A 14,580-nucleotide genomic window follows, 5' to 3' on the forward strand; every position below is an offset into this window, starting at 1 on the left:
TCCCCTCGACCGGTCCCGGCTAGCGCTTGGCGCTCCGGCCGAAGGAGCGACGGGCCCAGACGTAGCCGACGAGGGTCAGGCCGACGCACCAGGCCAGGGCTATGTAGCCGCTGTTGCCGATCGCGGTGCCCATCAGCAGCCCGCGCAGCGTCTCGATCGCGGGCGTGAAGGGCTGGTACTCGGCGAACCAGCGCAGGCCGGTCGGCATGGAGTCGGTCGGCACGATGGCGCTGCCGAGGAAGGGCAGGAAGGTCAGCGGGAGCGGGGTGTTGCTCGCCGACTCCGGGGTCCGGGCCACCATGCCGATGCCGGCCGACAGCCAGGTCAGCGCCAGGGTGAGCAGCGTGAGGAGGCCGGCCGCGGCGAGCCACTCGACGGCGGTGGCGTTGGGGCGGAAGCCGATGGCGAGGGCGACGCCGATGACCAGGGCGAGGGCGACCAGGGTCTGGATGACGCTGCCGACGACATGGCCGGTGAGGAACGCGGCACGGGAGATCGACATCGTACGGAAGCGGTTGACGATGCCCTCGGTCATGTCGACGCAGACGCCGACCGCCGTGGCCACCGCCCCCGCGGTCGCGGTCATCAGGATGATGCCGGGGGCGACGTAGTCGATGTACTTCCCGCCGCCGGTCGGCGCGCCGGCGATGCCCGCGCCGAGCGCGCCGCCGAAGGCGTAGTTGAACAGCAGCAGCATCATCACCGGCATGAGGACGACGGAGATGGTCATCGACGGATAGCGCAGGGCGTGCTTGAGGTTGCGCCGCAGCATGGTCATCGAGTCGCTGACGGCAAAGGCGAGGGTGCTCATCGGGTCATCTCCACGGAGGTGTTCGGGGTGCCGGTGCCGGTCAGGGTGAGGAAGACGTCGTCGAGGTCGGGGGTGTGCAGGGTCAGCGACTCGGGGTGGAGGCCGGCCGAGTCCAGGACGTCGAGCACGGCCCGCAGCGTCGGTATGCCGCCGTCGCTCGGGATGCGCAGGGTGAGTTCCTCGGCGTCGCGCGCGGCGGTGCCGAAGTGGCGTGCGGCGGCGTCGAGCCGGGTCTCGTCGGCGAAGCTCAGCCGGATGTGGCCGCCGGGGATCAGCCGCTTGAGCTCGTCCGCGGTGCCCTCGGCGACGATCCGGCCCCGGTCGAGGACGGCGATGCGGTCGGCGAGCTGGTCCGCCTCCTCCAGGTACTGCGTGGTGAGGAAGATCGTGACCCCGTCGCGGTCGACCAGGTCGCGGATGATCTCCCACAGGGTGCGGCGGCTGCGCGGGTCGAGCCCCGTCGTCGGCTCGTCGAGGAAGATGATCCGCGGGTCGCCGACGAGCGTCATGGCCAGGTCGAGCTTGCGCCGCATACCACCGGAGAGCGTCGACACCGGCTTCTTCGCGGCCTCGGTCAGCTCGAACCGTTCGAGCAGAGCGGCGGCCCGGCGCCGGCCCTCGGCGCGGGGCAGATGCCGCAGGTTGGCCATGAGGAGCAGGTTCTCCTCTGCGGTGAGGAGGCTGTCGACAGCGGCGAACTGACCGGTGACGCCGATCGCGGAGCGCACGTCGCCGGGCCGTTCGGCCAGGTCGTGGCCGGCGACGCGGGCCTGTCCGCCGTCGGGGGCGATCAGGGTGGAGAGGATCTCGACGGTGGTGGTCTTGCCGGCGCCGTTGGGGCCGAGCAGGGCGAAGACCGAGCCCTCCGGGATGGCGAGGTCGACTCCGTCGAGGACGACCTTGTCGCCGTAGGACTTGCGCAGCCCGAGGGCGGAGATCGCCGGCGGGGCGGCGGTGGTGCCGGCGGGCCCGCCGGTAACGGTGGTGGAGGTGGTGGCCATGGGGGCTCCTGTTGAGGCTCCGGTGAGATGTGACATGGCACAAGCTTTTTCGAGGCCGGGCGCGGCGCCGTGGCGGCGCCCGGTTCTCGCGCGTTCCGCCGGGCGCGCGGGGCCGGCGCGGCGGTCGGGCGCGGTAGTCAGTCAGGCAGTGTGGTGGTGCAGGGAGTGCCGGTGGTGCAGGTGGTGGGGCGGTGAGGCAGGCGGTGGGGCAGGCAGTGCGGTGGGGTGGGGCGGTCAGGCGCGGCGGATCACGATGTCGCCGGCCTGCGTGCGGGCGTGGATCTCCACGGTGTCGTCGCCGGCGCCGGGTCCCTCGGCCGTGCTGAGGAAGTTGCGCACGGTGCCGACCCGGGAGCTGACGTCCAGCCAGGCCGCGGTGGACTCGCGGATGCCGATCTCGACGCCGCCGACCGAGGTCTGGAGCTCGATCCGGCCGCGGGCCACGTCCTTCACCTGGATGGAGCCGTGGGAGCTCCGGATGTCCACCGACGCCTCCGCGACGCCGACCGTGACGGGGCCCATGGAGGTGTTGACCTTCAGGTCGCCGGTGATCGTGCCGATCGCGGTCTCGCCCATGCCGTTCTTGAGGGTCGCCGAGCCCTTGATCCCGCCGATGTCGATCCGTCCGGAACCGTGGATCTCGGCGTCGCCCGTCATCTGTCCGACGCGGATGTCACCGAGGCCGGTGCGCAGGTTCGCGGTGCCGGTCGCGTCGAGCCGGATGTCGCCGACCGAGGTCTTGACCCGGCACTCCCCGAGCGGTCCGGTGCTCACGTAGTCGCCCATGGGGGCGTTGGCCTGGAGGTGGGAGCCCGCGGGCAGCTCGATCGTCACGTCCATGGAGCCGACCTTGCCGAAGACCGAGCGCTTCTTGGGGCCCTTGAGCGTCAGCGTGCCGTTGGCGTAGGTGACCTTCGTCTGCTGCACCGTCTTGATGTCGTTGTCGTCGGCGCCGTTGCTCGGCAGGACCTCGACGACCGTGTCCGTGCGCTCGCTCGCGACGATCCGCACATGGCCGAGGTCGAACTCGATGATCGCGGTGATGGGTTCGGGCGTTGCGTAAGAAGGCATGGCTGTGCCGTCCTCGTGGCTGTGAAGGGTGAATGCGCAGGAGGTGGAGAGGGGTCGGGTCGGCGCGTGCCGCTAGCGGACCCAGCCCTGGTAGCTCTGGCCCTTGCCCGGGCGCGCGGCGCGCCCGGGTCCGGCCGGCGGTGCGGTCGCGCCCGGTTCCAGGGCGGTGGCCACCGCCCGTACGAGCCAGGCGTTGACGGACAGGCCCTCCTGGCCCGCCGCGTGCTCGACGCGGGCCTTGAGGTGGGCCGGAAGTCTGAAGTTGATGCGGGCCGTGCCGCCCTCGTCGCCGTCCGCCGCGGCCGGAGGAGACGATGGCGCCACCGGTGGCGCCATCGGTGCCATGTCCGCCGGGCCCGGGACGGCCGGCTCGGGTGCCGGGGGCGTCGTCACCACGAACTCGGGGTCGAGCCCCCGCAGCCGCACGTCCACCGAGCCGGGCGCGAGCTCACGGGTGATCTCGTCAGATGCGGCGGACAGCGCGTTCAGCAGGGTCAGCCGCACGGCCGACTCCAAGGGAGTGGTGAGCCGATCGGCCAGCGCGCGGGCGTCCTCACCGCCCGCCTCGGCGGCGACCGCGAGCTCGCGGCGGAGGTGATCGACGTAGGGGGTCAGGTCCATGGGAACCATCATGGCGCCAAAGTGGCGCCATGGCAAGTCCTTGTGGCACCAAATGGCGCCGAGTGGCGCCAGGAGGGTGCCAGGGGGGCGCCATGCGGTGCCGCGAGGTGCCATCTGATGCCATCGGCTGGCGCCTCGTGGTGCCTAGTGGTGCCTAGTGGTGCCATTTGGCCCCCCTGCGCCTCAGAAATTCGGCGCCTCGGCCGCCCGGCGCCTCGGCCGCCCGGTGCCTCGGCCGCCCGGTGCCTCGGCTGCCCGGTGCCTCAGGAGTCCGGTGTCCCGGGAGCCGGAGTCTCAGGGGTCGGCGTCGTCGCGGTGGGCTTCAGTTCCGTGCGGATGCCGGTCGCCACCGTGATCGTCAGGCTGACCGCGATGAGGGCCTCCGCCCAGAAGAACGCCAGGTAGTCCATGATCGACCCGATCGGCGGGTTGCCCGGCGCGGCGTTGCGCATGCTCACCAGGGCGAAGAGGGTGGCCGCCATCCAGCCGAGCGCCGGCCAGACGATGCCGGGGCGCTTGAGGAGGAGGACCCGGGCCCCGCCGAGCACCGCCAGGGCCAGCGCCCACATCGCCGCCATCATGAACCAGGCCAGGATGAACGTGCTGCGCGAGCGTGCCACGTCGGCGTCGAGCGTCACGTGGTCCGGCACCGTCCGTGGGTCGTTCCGGGGCTTCACCACGAAGAAGGGGTCGACGTCCCGGAAGGTCATCATCACCGGGAGCGGCCGGCCGTCCACCGTCGCCGCGAGGCCGACCACCATGGAGTAGCGGTCGAACGGATAGTCCGTCACCGTGTCGCCGTACAGTCCGACCGACAGCTTCTGCTGCCCCGTCGGCGCGCCGGCCGCGACGCGGAACGACGGCTTCGACAGCGAGGTCGTGGTCACTTCCACCGTGCGCTCGAAGACCGGAGACCCCGGTTCCTGCGCGAGCGTGCCGTGCGGGACCGGAATGACCGAGAGCGTGACGTCCTGGCCGCCCGGGTCGACCTTCTGCGCCGTCACGACGAACTCGACCCACCCCAGGCCGCCCGGCGTCCCCACCTGCGTACTGGCCTGACCGCTGCTCCGCTCGTCGAGGTACAGCGCGATGCTCAGTGTGACGAGCAGCAGGGCGAACACCGCGATCGCCACCTGGCGCACCGTCTTGCCCCGCCCTCGCCCCGGCACCCCGCCGGGCTCCGCCCGATCCTCCGCCATCGGACCAGGGTCGCCAGCCGACGACCGCCGCGGCGGGACCGACGTGCGCCGGGCATCGCCTCCCACCCGGTTGGCGCATCCTTGGCCCGTTCCCGGAAGACGGCCATCCTGGACGCCGTGGGAGGCCCTGCTCGCCGAGCAGGGTTACGAGGCCGCCACTCTCCGCCCCGCCGGCCGGCTGACGTCAGAGGTCGTTGCCCGCGTACGACAGGTTGAAGCTCTTGTTGGTCAGCGGGAAGTCCGGGACGATCGTGTCGGCCAGGGCCACGGGCAGCGCAGGCCAGTTGAAGAACGACGGATCCACCGGCTTCACCCGGGCGAGCCGACCGTCCTCCGCGATCTCCACCCGGGTGGCGATCGTGCCGCGCCAGCCCTCGACGAGCCCGACGCCCGAGCGCACGCCCGCCCCCATGCCCGACCGGGCGTCCGATCCAACGCCCGAGCCGGCCCCCGATCCACCGCCCGACCCGGCCCCCGCGTCGGCCCCCGACCCGTCCCCCATCCTCACCGGCGCGAGGAACTCGCCCGCGGTCAGTCCTTCCGCCAGGTGCTCGATCAGGGCCAGTGACACGTCGATCTCCTCCGCGCGCACCAGGAAGCGGGCGAGCACGTCGCCGGTCTCCCGCACCGGCACGGCGACCTCGGTGTCGTACGGCACGAAGGGGTGAGCCACCCGCGCGTCGGTGCCCGTGAGCCCGCTCGCGCGCGCCACATAGCCGAGACAGCCGAGCTGCCGGGCGGCGTCCGCGCCGAGCACGGCCGTCCCGGTGAAGCGGTCGAGCACGGTGGAGTGGCCGAGGGCCAGGCCGGCGATCTCGCGGACGTCCCGGCCGAACGCGGCGAGCCGCCCCGGATCGGGCAGTGCCCGCAGCACCGCGCCGCCCGGCAGCACGCCGCCGCGCAGCAGCCGGTGACCGGTGATCTCCGCGTTCAGGCGCAGGAGTTGCTCGCGCACGCGCTGGGCGTGCGCGTTCAGGATCCCGTGGCCGACGTCGTTGCACAGCATGCCCAGGTCGGCGACGTGGTTGTGCAGCCGCTCCAGTTCGAGGAGCAGCGCCCGGGCCCGGGCCGCGGCGGCCGGGACGGCGGTGCCGGTGGCCTCCTCGACGGCGAGGCAGTACGCGAGCGCGTGACCGACGGCCGTGTCCCCGCTGATCCGCTCGGCCAGCGGCAGCCCGCCCTCGACGGTGCGACCCTGGAACAGCTTCTCGACCCCGCGGTGCACGAACCACAGCCGCGCCTTCAGCCGCAGGATGGTCTCGCCGACGACCGAGAAGCGGAAGTGCCCGGGCTCGATGAGACCCGCGTGCACCGGGCCGACCGGGATCTCGTACACCCCGTCGCCCTCGACCTCCAGGAAGGGGTACGGGCCCTCCTGTTCGCCGAACGGCGGGGGCGGTCCGGCGTCCGGGAGCATCGGGTACCAGCCCTTCGGCCAGTGGAAGTGCCGCACCAGCCGGCGCGGCAGCGGATGGCCGAGCGGTACGACACCGTGGAGATCGCGCATCTCCCGCTCGAACCGGCCCGCCGGGAACGAGAGCCCGGCGAGCGACGGGATCGCGGGCTTGTCCGGGTCGAGCCGCACATGGAGCTCGGTCCGCACGTCCGGCGGGCCCGCGACGAAGAGCAGCACCACCCGCACCCGGTCCGGGGCGTCGTGGTGCGCGGCGACGAGCGCGAGCCGATGGCCCGAGGCGAGCAACTCGCCCGCGCGCGCCTCCAGTTCACGGGTGCCGGTCTCCTCGGCCGAGCGGACGGCGCCGGCGGTCCCGGCGTAGGCGTCCACGGGTTCGGTACGCATGGGGTCAGTGCCCTCCGATCACGGCGGCGGCGTCGTGGAGCAGGCCGGTCAGCGGGCCGGCCGTCAGGCCGAGCGCCGCGCACGCCGCCAGGCCGAGGGCCGGCGGCCAGACGGCACCGGGCCACGGCCCCGAGTCGGCGGCAGCGGACGATGTCGCCGGGGAGCCCAGCACCATCCGCGCCGTGCGGAGCGCGAGCGCGCCGAAGACGACGAGCGCGAGCGGCAGCGCCACGCCCACGACCCATCCCATCCCCGCGCCGAACCCGGCCCGCACGATGCCGAGTTCGGAGGCGAACAGGCTGAACGGCGGAAAGCCGAGCAGTGCGGCGACCGCGAGCCCGAAGACGCCGCCGAGCCAGGGAAGCCGCGCCAGCAGCCCCCGTACCCGCCCGATCAGCGGCGTCCCGGTCAGCCGCAGCACGTGCCCGGACGCGCAGAACGCGACCGCCTTCGCGAGCCCGTGCCCGGCGATGTGCAGCAGCAGCGCCGCCCGGGCGAGCGGGGTGCCGATCGCCGCGCCGAGGGCGATCAGGCTCATGTGCTCCATGCTGGAGTACGCCAGCATCCGCAGGTAGTCGCGCTGGGCGAGCAGCAGGGCCGCCGCCAGGGCGAGCGTGGTCAGGGCCATCCCGGTCAGCAGGCCGCGCGTCAGGCCCGGGCCGAGCGCGGCGGACGCGATCCGCTCGTACCGCAGCACCGCCGCGAAGGCGACGGACGCCAGCGCGCCCGACATCAGCGCGGAGACCGGCGCGGGCGCCTGGCCGTAGGCGTCCGGGAGCCAGGCGTGCAGCGGTGCCAGGCCGGCCTTGGCGCCGAAGCCGAGCACCACCAGCGAGATCGCCGGCCGCGTCACGGACGGGTCGAGCCGGCCCGCCTCCGCGACGAGCGTCGGCCAGTCGAGCGCGTGCGCCTCGTCGACGCCGGCCTGCCGGGCCGCGTAGTAGAGCAGGACCGTGCCGAGGAAGGCCAGGGCGATCCCGGCCGAGCAGATCACCACGTACTTCCACGCGGCCTCGACGGACCGCCGGGTGCGGCGGTGGCCGACGAGGAACGTGGTCACGATCGTGGTCGCCTCGACCGCCACGCACAGCACGCCGAGGTTCGCCGTCAGCACGCCCAGGCACATCGCGCCGAGGAACGCCTGCACCAGCGCGTGCAGCACCGCCCGGTTCCGCGCCCCCTCCCGCTCCCCGGCCTCGTACGCCGGCAGCGACCCGCACGCGATCAGCGCGACCGCGCCGACGACCAGCAGCAGCCACACCGTCAGCGCGTCGGCCCGCAGCAGCCCGCCGAACGCGGTGAGCGCCGCGCCGCGCGGCAGCGCCGCGGCCAGCAGCGCGCCGCAGCCGAGCACGACCAGGGGCGGGGCGACGGCCCAGCCGGGCGGCAGCGGCACGGCGGGTGGGTCCCCGGCGAGGCCGGGCGCGGCCGGGCCCGCCCCGACCGGGACGGGCACGCGCACCGGTGTCCTCGCCGGTGTCCGGCCGCGCAGTCCGCGGACCGCGTACGCGCCCGCCGCGGCGCACGGCGCGGCGACGGGCGCGGTCAGGACGAGGGCGGTCGTGGCGGCGTCCATCAGTCGTGCAGCTCCCGCAGATCGTCGAGGTCGGTGGTGCCGAAGGCGGCCCGCATCCGCGCGGTCAGCAGATGGAGCACCAGGACCGCGAACAACACGTCGAAGGAGACGCCGAGTTCGACCACGAGCGGCACCCCGGAGGCGGCCAGGAACGCCGTCGCGGTGATCCCGTTGTCGAGCAGCAGGAACCCCACCACCTGGGAGAGCGCCCGGCGCCTGGTGACCAGGACGAAGAAGCCGATCAGCACGACCGCGAGGCCCACCGGAAGCGCGCGGGTCGCGGGCGTCGGGTCGAGCGCGACCAGCGGCCGGGCCACCGCGCGGGCCAGCAGCGTGAGCGCGGCCGCCGCGAGCAGCGACCCGGCCGCGTTCACCAGCGGCCGGGTCTCCCGGGCCTCGGTGCCGCCGGTGCCGTACGGGCTCCGGTCCGCCGTCAGCGCGGTCAGCGCCCGCCGCACCAGATGCGGCAGCACACCCGCCCGCAGCACCCCGACGCCGACGGCCACCACGACCAGCTCCACGCGCCCCTCGTGCGCGCCGAGCAGCGCCGCGATCGCGGCCAGGGCGCCACCCTGGAGCGCGAACGCACGGACGACGGCGGCGAGTTCATGACGCCACAGGACCAGGACGGCGGCCAGCAGGAACGCCCCGCAGGCCAGATCGAGAAGCTGCGTGTACGGGGTGGTGGCGAAGTCCGTCATGTGCCGGCTCCCTCTCCGCCCAGGAACGACGAGGCGGCCACCGCGAGCAGTGCCAACAGGAAGGAACCGGCGAGGAGTTCCGGCACCCGGAACAGCCGCAGCTTGGCCCAGCACACCTCGGCCGCCGCCAGCAGCACGCCGAGCACCGCCACCTTGGCCACGAACACCGGCAGTGCCACGGCCAGCGCGCCCGCCGAGGCGGTCGTGGCGATGCCCCACGGCGCGAACAGCGAGGCGAGCAGCCCGAGCAGCACGGTCAGCCGCAGCTGCGCCCCGAGCTCGACCAGCGCCAGGTCCCGGCCCGCGTACTCCAGGACCATCGCCTCGTGCACCATGGTCAGTTCGAGATGGGTGGCGGGGTTGTCCACCGGGATCCGGCCGGTCTCGGCGAGCACCGCGACCGCCAGCGCCGCCGCCGCGAGCAGCCCGGCGGGCGAGAGCAGCCGGTCCGGCTCGCGCACGGCCCCGTCGACGATGGCCGGCAGATTGGTGGTCCCGGCCGGCGCCGACAGCGCGAACACCGCCATGAGCAGCGTCGGTTCGACCAGGGCGGCGATCGTCATCCCCCGCGAGGCGCCCATGCCGCCGAACGCCGTGCCGCTGTCCAGACCCGCCAGGGCCAGCGCGACCGTGCCGAGCGCGAGCAGCGCCACGACCAGGATCAGGTCGGCGCGCCCCGCCACCGGCGTGTCCGTGGAGAGCAGCGGCACCAGGGCGGCCACCACCAGGGCCGTCGCCACGAGCAGCACCGGCGCGGTGCGGAACGCCGGACCCGTCCCGGCCGGGCCGATCGGCTCACGGCGCAGCAGCTTCCGCACGTCCCGCCACGGCTGCAGCACCCCGGCGCCCGCCCGCCCCTCAAGGCGCGCCCGCACCTGCCGCATCAGCCCGGTGAGCAGCGGGGCACCCGCGACCACCGTGCCCACCTGGGCGGTCACCGCCACGAACCCGAGCGCGCTCACCAGCCCACCACCAGCACCACGAAGAGGGACAGCAGACCGAGGAAGCCGTAGCCGAGGTAGAGGTGCACGCTGCCGCTGGCGAGCCGGCGCGCCCCGCGGCCGGCCCGGGCGAGCGCGCCGAGCACGGGCTCGTACAGCCGGTGCTCGATCCGGTCGGGCACCCGGTGGCGAAAACGCACCCGCTCCACCAGATACGCCGACGCGAGGGCGTGGGTCACGGCCACGTCCTGCTCCGGGGCGAGCACGTCGTCGAAGACCCGCCGCAGGGGCTCGGCGAAGGAGGTCGCCGTGTACGCCATGCGCGCGGTGGGCGGGCCGCCGCCGCAGTCCCACAACCGGGCGCCCGCCCGCCGGTGCCGGGCGTCGGCGCCGTACACCCGGCTCAGCGCGCCGGTCAGCGCCACCGCCCCGGTGAGCGCGGCCACCACCCACAAAGGTGACAGCGAGGTCGCGATGTCGTGCAGCCGCATCCCGGTCCCGCCGCCGCTCACCGGCCCGGGCCGTGCGGCGGTCCCGGGCAGTCCGGCGGCGGCCACCGCCCGCTCCAGGGCCGGGCCGAGCAGCCCCGGCGCGAGCGCGAGCCCCGCGCACGCGGCCGCGAGCAGCCCGAGCCCGGCCAGCATCAGCGGCGGCGACTCGCCGGCGCGGTGCGCCTCGTGGCCGCGCGGCCGGGCGAAGAAGCCGACCCCGAGCGCCTTCACGAACACGGCCGCGGCGATCCCCGCCGACAGCGCGACCAGCCCGACCGAGAGCGGCAGCGCGATCGCGACGGCCAGGCCCGGCAGCTCCAGGCCGTGGATGAGCGACTGCAGCAGCAGCCACTCGCTCACGAAGCCGTTCCCCGGCGGCAGCGCCACCGCGCCCAGCGCGCCCACCGCGAACAGCCCGGCCGTCACCGGCATCCGGGCCCGCAGCCCGCCGAGCCGGTCGAGGTCCCGGACACCGGTCGCCCGCACCACCGAACCGGCCGCGCCGAACAACAGGGCCTTGAACGCGGAGTGGTTGACCACATGGAGCAGCCCCGCCGACAGCGCGAGCGCGGCCAGCGCGCCGTCCCCCTCGGCCGCGAAGAGCCCGGCCGCGCCCGTGCCGACCAGCACCAGACCCATGTTCTCCGCCGTCGAATGGGCCAGCAGCCGCTTGAGGTCCGAGGCCATCGCCGCCTGCAGGATCCCGTACGCGGCGGTCAGCCCGCCCAGCGCCATCAGCGCCAGCCACCACCAGGCCGGCCCGCCGCCGAGCAGATCGAAGCCGGTGCGGACGATCCCGTACGCACCCAGGTTGACCATGGCCGCGCTCATCAGCGCCGACACCGGTGCCGGAGCCTCGGGATGGGCCCGCGGCAGCCACGCGTGCAGCGGGACCGTGCCCGCCTTCGACGCGAAGGCCAGGCCGGTCAGGACGAACACCGTGCCGCGCACCGCCGGCGACAGGCCCGCGGCGCCCGCCCGGAGCACGGCGAAGCGCTCGCCGCCGGCGGCACCGGCGAACAGGGCGAAGCCGGCGAGCAGCAGTACCAGACCCAGCTGCGTCATCACCGCGTACCAGACGCCCGCGCGCCGCACTTCCGCCCGCGCGCGGTGCTCGGCGAGCACCAGCAGGAGCGAGGCGAGCGCCATCAGCTCCCACAGGGCCAGGAACGCCGGCACCGAGGCCGCGGCCGGGACCAGGACCAGCGTCAGGGCGAAGAACGGAAGCACGGCCTGCGAGGTCCGCGAGGCGAGACCCTGGGGCGCGCCGGCGCGGTGCGCTGCGTGCGGGGCCGCGTAGCCGATGCCGTACACCGCCACGGCCACCACCACCGCACCCGCCACCGCCATGAACAGCCCCGACAGCGCGTCCACCGCGAGCGCCGTGCCCGCGAGCGGCAGCAGCCCCGGCAGCTCCGCGGCCCAGGCCGCCCCGTCCCCGCCGGGCGCCAGGGCGGCGACCCCCGCCGTACCGCCCGCCGCGCCGACGCCGGCCGTGCACAGCCCGGCCACCACCCGCCGGGCCCGCGGCGGCAGCGCCGCTCCCGCGGCCGTCCCCGCCGCGCCGCATCCGGCCGCCGTCGCCAGGCCGGCCGCCACGAGGCTCACCGCCCGGTCACCCGCCGCAGGGCCGCGACGATCGCCGCGGGCTCCGGAGGGCACCCCGGTACGGCGAGGTCGACGGGCACGACGTCGGCGACGGCGCCCTCGATCCCGTACCCCCCGGCGAACTCCCCGCAGTCGATCGCGCAGTCGCCGACGGCCACCACGATCGGCGGCTCCGGCATCGCCTGCACGGTACGGCGCAGCGGCACCGCCATGTTCCGCGTCACCGGGCCCGTCACCAGGGCCACGTCGGCGTGCCGGGGCGAGGCGACGAGCCGGGCCCCGTACCGCTCGGCGTCGTACACGGGGTTGAAGGCGGCCGCGATCTCGATCTCGCACCCGTTGCACGACCCCGCGTCCACGCACCGCACCTGCGCCGAGCCGCCGAGCCGCCGGGCCTGGGGGAGCGGTCCGCCGCCGGGCGCCGGCGGAGCCGGTTCGGCCACCCGCCCGGTCGTACGGATCTTGCGCAACAAGCTCATGCACACCACCCCTCCCGCGTTCTCGCGAGAGCCTTTCCACGGTGGCTAACGGGGCCGCGCACGGCCGGAGTTACGGCGCTTTCCGTGCCCTTTGCGCGCTTTGTCGAGTCTTGGTGCCGTCGTGGCCGAGGCAATAGCTCACGGGGATCACCGGCGACGGCTCGCGGGGATCACCGGCGAGGGCCGCGGGGATCACCGGCGACGGTTCGCGGATCACGACGCCGTGGAGAGGACGCCGGAGCGGTGCAGATGGGCGCGGGCGCCGGCGATCGCCTCGGGCGTGGTGGCGAACTCGCGACCGCCCTGCCGCAGCAGCTCCAGGGCGCCGACGGAGTCGAGGGCCCGCCGCTGCTCCGGGCGGATCCCGGAGGTCATGACGACGATCCCGCGCCGGTTCAGCTTCTCGACGGCGTCCTTGAGGACGAGCGCGCCGGTGGCGTCGATCGTCGTCACCCGGGACATCCGCAGGATGACCACGCGGACGTCGGCGACCTCGGTGAGTTCGAGCAGGAAGCGGTGGGCGGCGGCGAAGAACAGCGGGCCGTCGATGCGGTAGGCGACGATGTGCTCGGCGAGCAGCGCGTGCTCCTCCTCGCTGTGCTCGCCCGGCAGGTCGGGCCGGAAGTCCACCTCGGAGAGCCGGGCCTGCTTCGCCACGGCGCCCAGCGCGAGCGCGCCCGCCACGACCAGGCCGATGATCACCGCGTACACGAGGTCGAGCGCCAGCGTCGCCACGGCGGTGAGGACGAGCACGACGGCGTCGGAACGGGTGGCCCTGGCCATCGCCCGCAGCGAGCCGACCTCGACCATCCGGACCGCTGTGGCGAGCAGCACGCCGGCGAGCGCGGCGAGCGGGATCCTCGACACGAGCGGGGCGGCGGCGAAGACGATGACGGCGAGGATCGCGGCGTGGGTGAGGGCCGCGAGCCGGGAGGAGGCGCCGGTGCGGACGTTGACGGCGGTACGGGCGATGGCACCGGTCGCCGGGACGCCGCCGAACAGCGGCGCGGCCAGGTTGGCGAGCCCCTGTCCGAACAGCTCGCGGTCCGGGTCGTGCTTCTGGCCCACCGTCATGCCGTCGGCGACCCGGGCGGAGAGCAGCGACTCCAGGGCGGCGAGGGCGGCGACCGCGACGGCGGGCGCGATCAGCGAGCCGACCCGGGAGAGGTCGAGGAAGTCGAGGGAGGGGACCGGGAGGCCGGCCGGCAGGTCGCCGATGGGCTTCGCCGCGTCGAGGTGGAACGCCTGTGCCACGACGGTGGCGGCGATCACGGCGACGATCGAGAACGGCAGCGTCGGCCGCCGGCGGGCGCCGATCAGCATGATCGCGGCGACGCCGAGCGCGAGTCCGACGGAGGTCCAGTCGGGCGCCTCGGTGAACTCCCCGACGGCCCGCCAGGTGACCGCGAGGACCCGGTCGCCCTCGGGCTTGGGCACGCCGAGCGCGTGGGGTATCTGCTGGAGGCCGATCACCAGGGCGATGCCGAGGGTGAAGCCCTCGACGACGGAGGCCGGGATGTAGGCCATGTAGCGGCCGGCCCGGACGAGGGCCAGCGCGACCACGATCAGGCCGGCGAGGAACCCGACGGTGAGGACGCCGCTCGGTCCGTACCGCGCCACGATCGGCACCAGGACGACGGTCATCGCCCCGGTCGGCCCGGACACCTGGAGGTTCGAGCCGCCGAAGAGCGCGGCGAGCGCGCCCGCGACGACGGCCGTCGCGAGCCCGGCCGCCGCGCCGAGCCCGGAGGAGACGCCGAAACCGAGGGCCAGGGGGAGCGCGACGATGGCGACCGTCAGGCCCGCGAGCAGGTCGCGCCGCGGGTTGCGGCCCATGGCTGCGGCATCGGCGCGGCCGGGCAGCAGGGACCGTATCCGGGCGAGGGCGCTGTGCACCGCACCGCTCACCGGGACGGGATCCCGCTCTCCCGGAGCTCGGCGAGGAGCTCGTTCTGCCCCGTGAGCATCTCGGTGAGGATGCGGCGCGCGGCCTGCATCAGGTCCGCGACGTCCCCGCCCGCGAGGCGGTAGACCACGGTCGCGCCCTCGCGGGTGGAGATCACGATGCCGGAGCGGCGCAGCACCGCGAGCTGCTGCGAGAGCGCGGGCGGCTCGACCTCGATCTGGGCGAGCAGGTCCCGTACGGCCATCGGCCCGTCCTGGAGCAGCTCCAGCACGCGGATGCGCACCGGGTGGCCCAGCATCCGGAAGAACTCGGCCTTGGCCTGGTACAGCGGAACCGACACGGCCTCTCGCCCCCTCGTCATGGCTCGGTGCCGT

13 protein-coding genes are annotated in these 14,580 nt (G+C 74.7%); all 13 read right to left on the minus strand.

Going from position 1 to position 14,580, the window contains the following annotated elements:
• Nucleotides 1-19: 19 nt before the first annotated feature.
• Nucleotides 20-811, minus strand: a complete 792-nt coding sequence (locus tag ACFYU9_RS00755) for an ABC transporter permease (protein WP_389341034.1) — start codon at nucleotides 809-811, stop codon at nucleotides 20-22.
• On the minus strand, nucleotides 808-1,812 hold the full coding sequence (locus ACFYU9_RS00760) for an ATP-binding cassette domain-containing protein (RefSeq protein ID WP_389341037.1): 1,005 nt from the start codon (nucleotides 1,810-1,812) through the stop codon (nucleotides 808-810). The genes ACFYU9_RS00755 and ACFYU9_RS00760 overlap by 4 nt, the downstream gene beginning before the upstream one ends.
• A 234-nt stretch (nucleotides 1,813-2,046) precedes the next feature.
• Entirely contained in the window at nucleotides 2,047-2,883 is an 837-nt protein-coding gene (locus ACFYU9_RS00765; RefSeq protein WP_389341040.1) for a DUF4097 domain-containing protein, read from the minus strand.
• Nucleotides 2,884-2,955: 72 nt separating this feature from the next.
• Entirely contained in the window at nucleotides 2,956-3,504 is a 549-nt protein-coding gene (locus ACFYU9_RS00770; protein WP_389341043.1) for a hypothetical protein, read from the minus strand.
• Nucleotides 3,505-3,767: 263 nt separating this feature from the next.
• Nucleotides 3,768-4,703: a DUF4436 family protein gene (locus tag ACFYU9_RS00775; protein WP_389341046.1), complete on the minus strand. Its 936-nt coding sequence runs from the start codon at nucleotides 4,701-4,703 to the stop codon at nucleotides 3,768-3,770.
• 184 nt (nucleotides 4,704-4,887) lie between these two features.
• Nucleotides 4,888-6,504 carry an NADH-quinone oxidoreductase subunit C gene (locus tag ACFYU9_RS00780; RefSeq protein ID WP_389341049.1) on the minus strand — a complete coding sequence of 539 codons (1,617 nt, stop codon included), beginning with the start codon at nucleotides 6,502-6,504 and terminating at the stop codon, nucleotides 4,888-4,890.
• Nucleotides 6,505-6,508: 4 nt separating this feature from the next.
• Nucleotides 6,509-8,080 carry a proton-conducting transporter membrane subunit gene (locus ACFYU9_RS00785; protein ID WP_389341052.1) on the minus strand — a complete coding sequence of 524 codons (1,572 nt, stop codon included), beginning with the start codon at nucleotides 8,078-8,080 and terminating at the stop codon, nucleotides 6,509-6,511.
• Nucleotides 8,080-8,781 carry a hypothetical protein gene (locus ACFYU9_RS00790; RefSeq protein WP_389341055.1) on the minus strand — a complete coding sequence of 234 codons (702 nt, stop codon included), beginning with the start codon at nucleotides 8,779-8,781 and terminating at the stop codon, nucleotides 8,080-8,082. Before ACFYU9_RS00790 ends, ACFYU9_RS00785 begins: the two co-directional genes overlap by 1 nt.
• Nucleotides 8,778-9,743, minus strand: a complete 966-nt coding sequence (locus tag ACFYU9_RS00795; RefSeq protein WP_389341058.1) for a respiratory chain complex I subunit 1 family protein — start codon at nucleotides 9,741-9,743, stop codon at nucleotides 8,778-8,780. Before ACFYU9_RS00795 ends, ACFYU9_RS00790 begins: the two co-directional genes overlap by 4 nt.
• Nucleotides 9,740-11,821: a proton-conducting transporter membrane subunit gene (locus ACFYU9_RS00800; RefSeq protein WP_389209539.1), complete on the minus strand. Its 2,082-nt coding sequence runs from the start codon at nucleotides 11,819-11,821 to the stop codon at nucleotides 9,740-9,742. The genes ACFYU9_RS00795 and ACFYU9_RS00800 overlap by 4 nt, the downstream gene beginning before the upstream one ends.
• Complete coding sequence (locus ACFYU9_RS00805; protein WP_389209540.1) at nucleotides 11,818-12,300, minus strand: NADH-quinone oxidoreductase subunit B family protein; 483 nt, start codon at nucleotides 12,298-12,300, stop codon at nucleotides 11,818-11,820. The genes ACFYU9_RS00800 and ACFYU9_RS00805 overlap by 4 nt, the downstream gene beginning before the upstream one ends.
• 213 nt (nucleotides 12,301-12,513) lie before the next feature.
• Nucleotides 12,514-14,136, minus strand: coding sequence for a SulP family inorganic anion transporter (locus ACFYU9_RS00810; protein ID WP_389342920.1), 1,623 nt, complete (start codon nucleotides 14,134-14,136; stop codon nucleotides 12,514-12,516).
• 68 nt (nucleotides 14,137-14,204) lie between these two features.
• Nucleotides 14,205-14,546 (minus strand): ArsR/SmtB family transcription factor, encoded by a 342-nt coding sequence (locus ACFYU9_RS00815; RefSeq protein WP_389209541.1) that lies wholly within the window; start codon nucleotides 14,544-14,546, stop codon nucleotides 14,205-14,207.
• Nucleotides 14,547-14,580 lie beyond the last annotated feature (34 nt).

This window comes from Streptomyces sp. NPDC004327 (assembly GCF_042873935.1).
Lineage (GTDB): Bacteria > Actinomycetota > Actinomycetes > Streptomycetales > Streptomycetaceae > Streptomyces.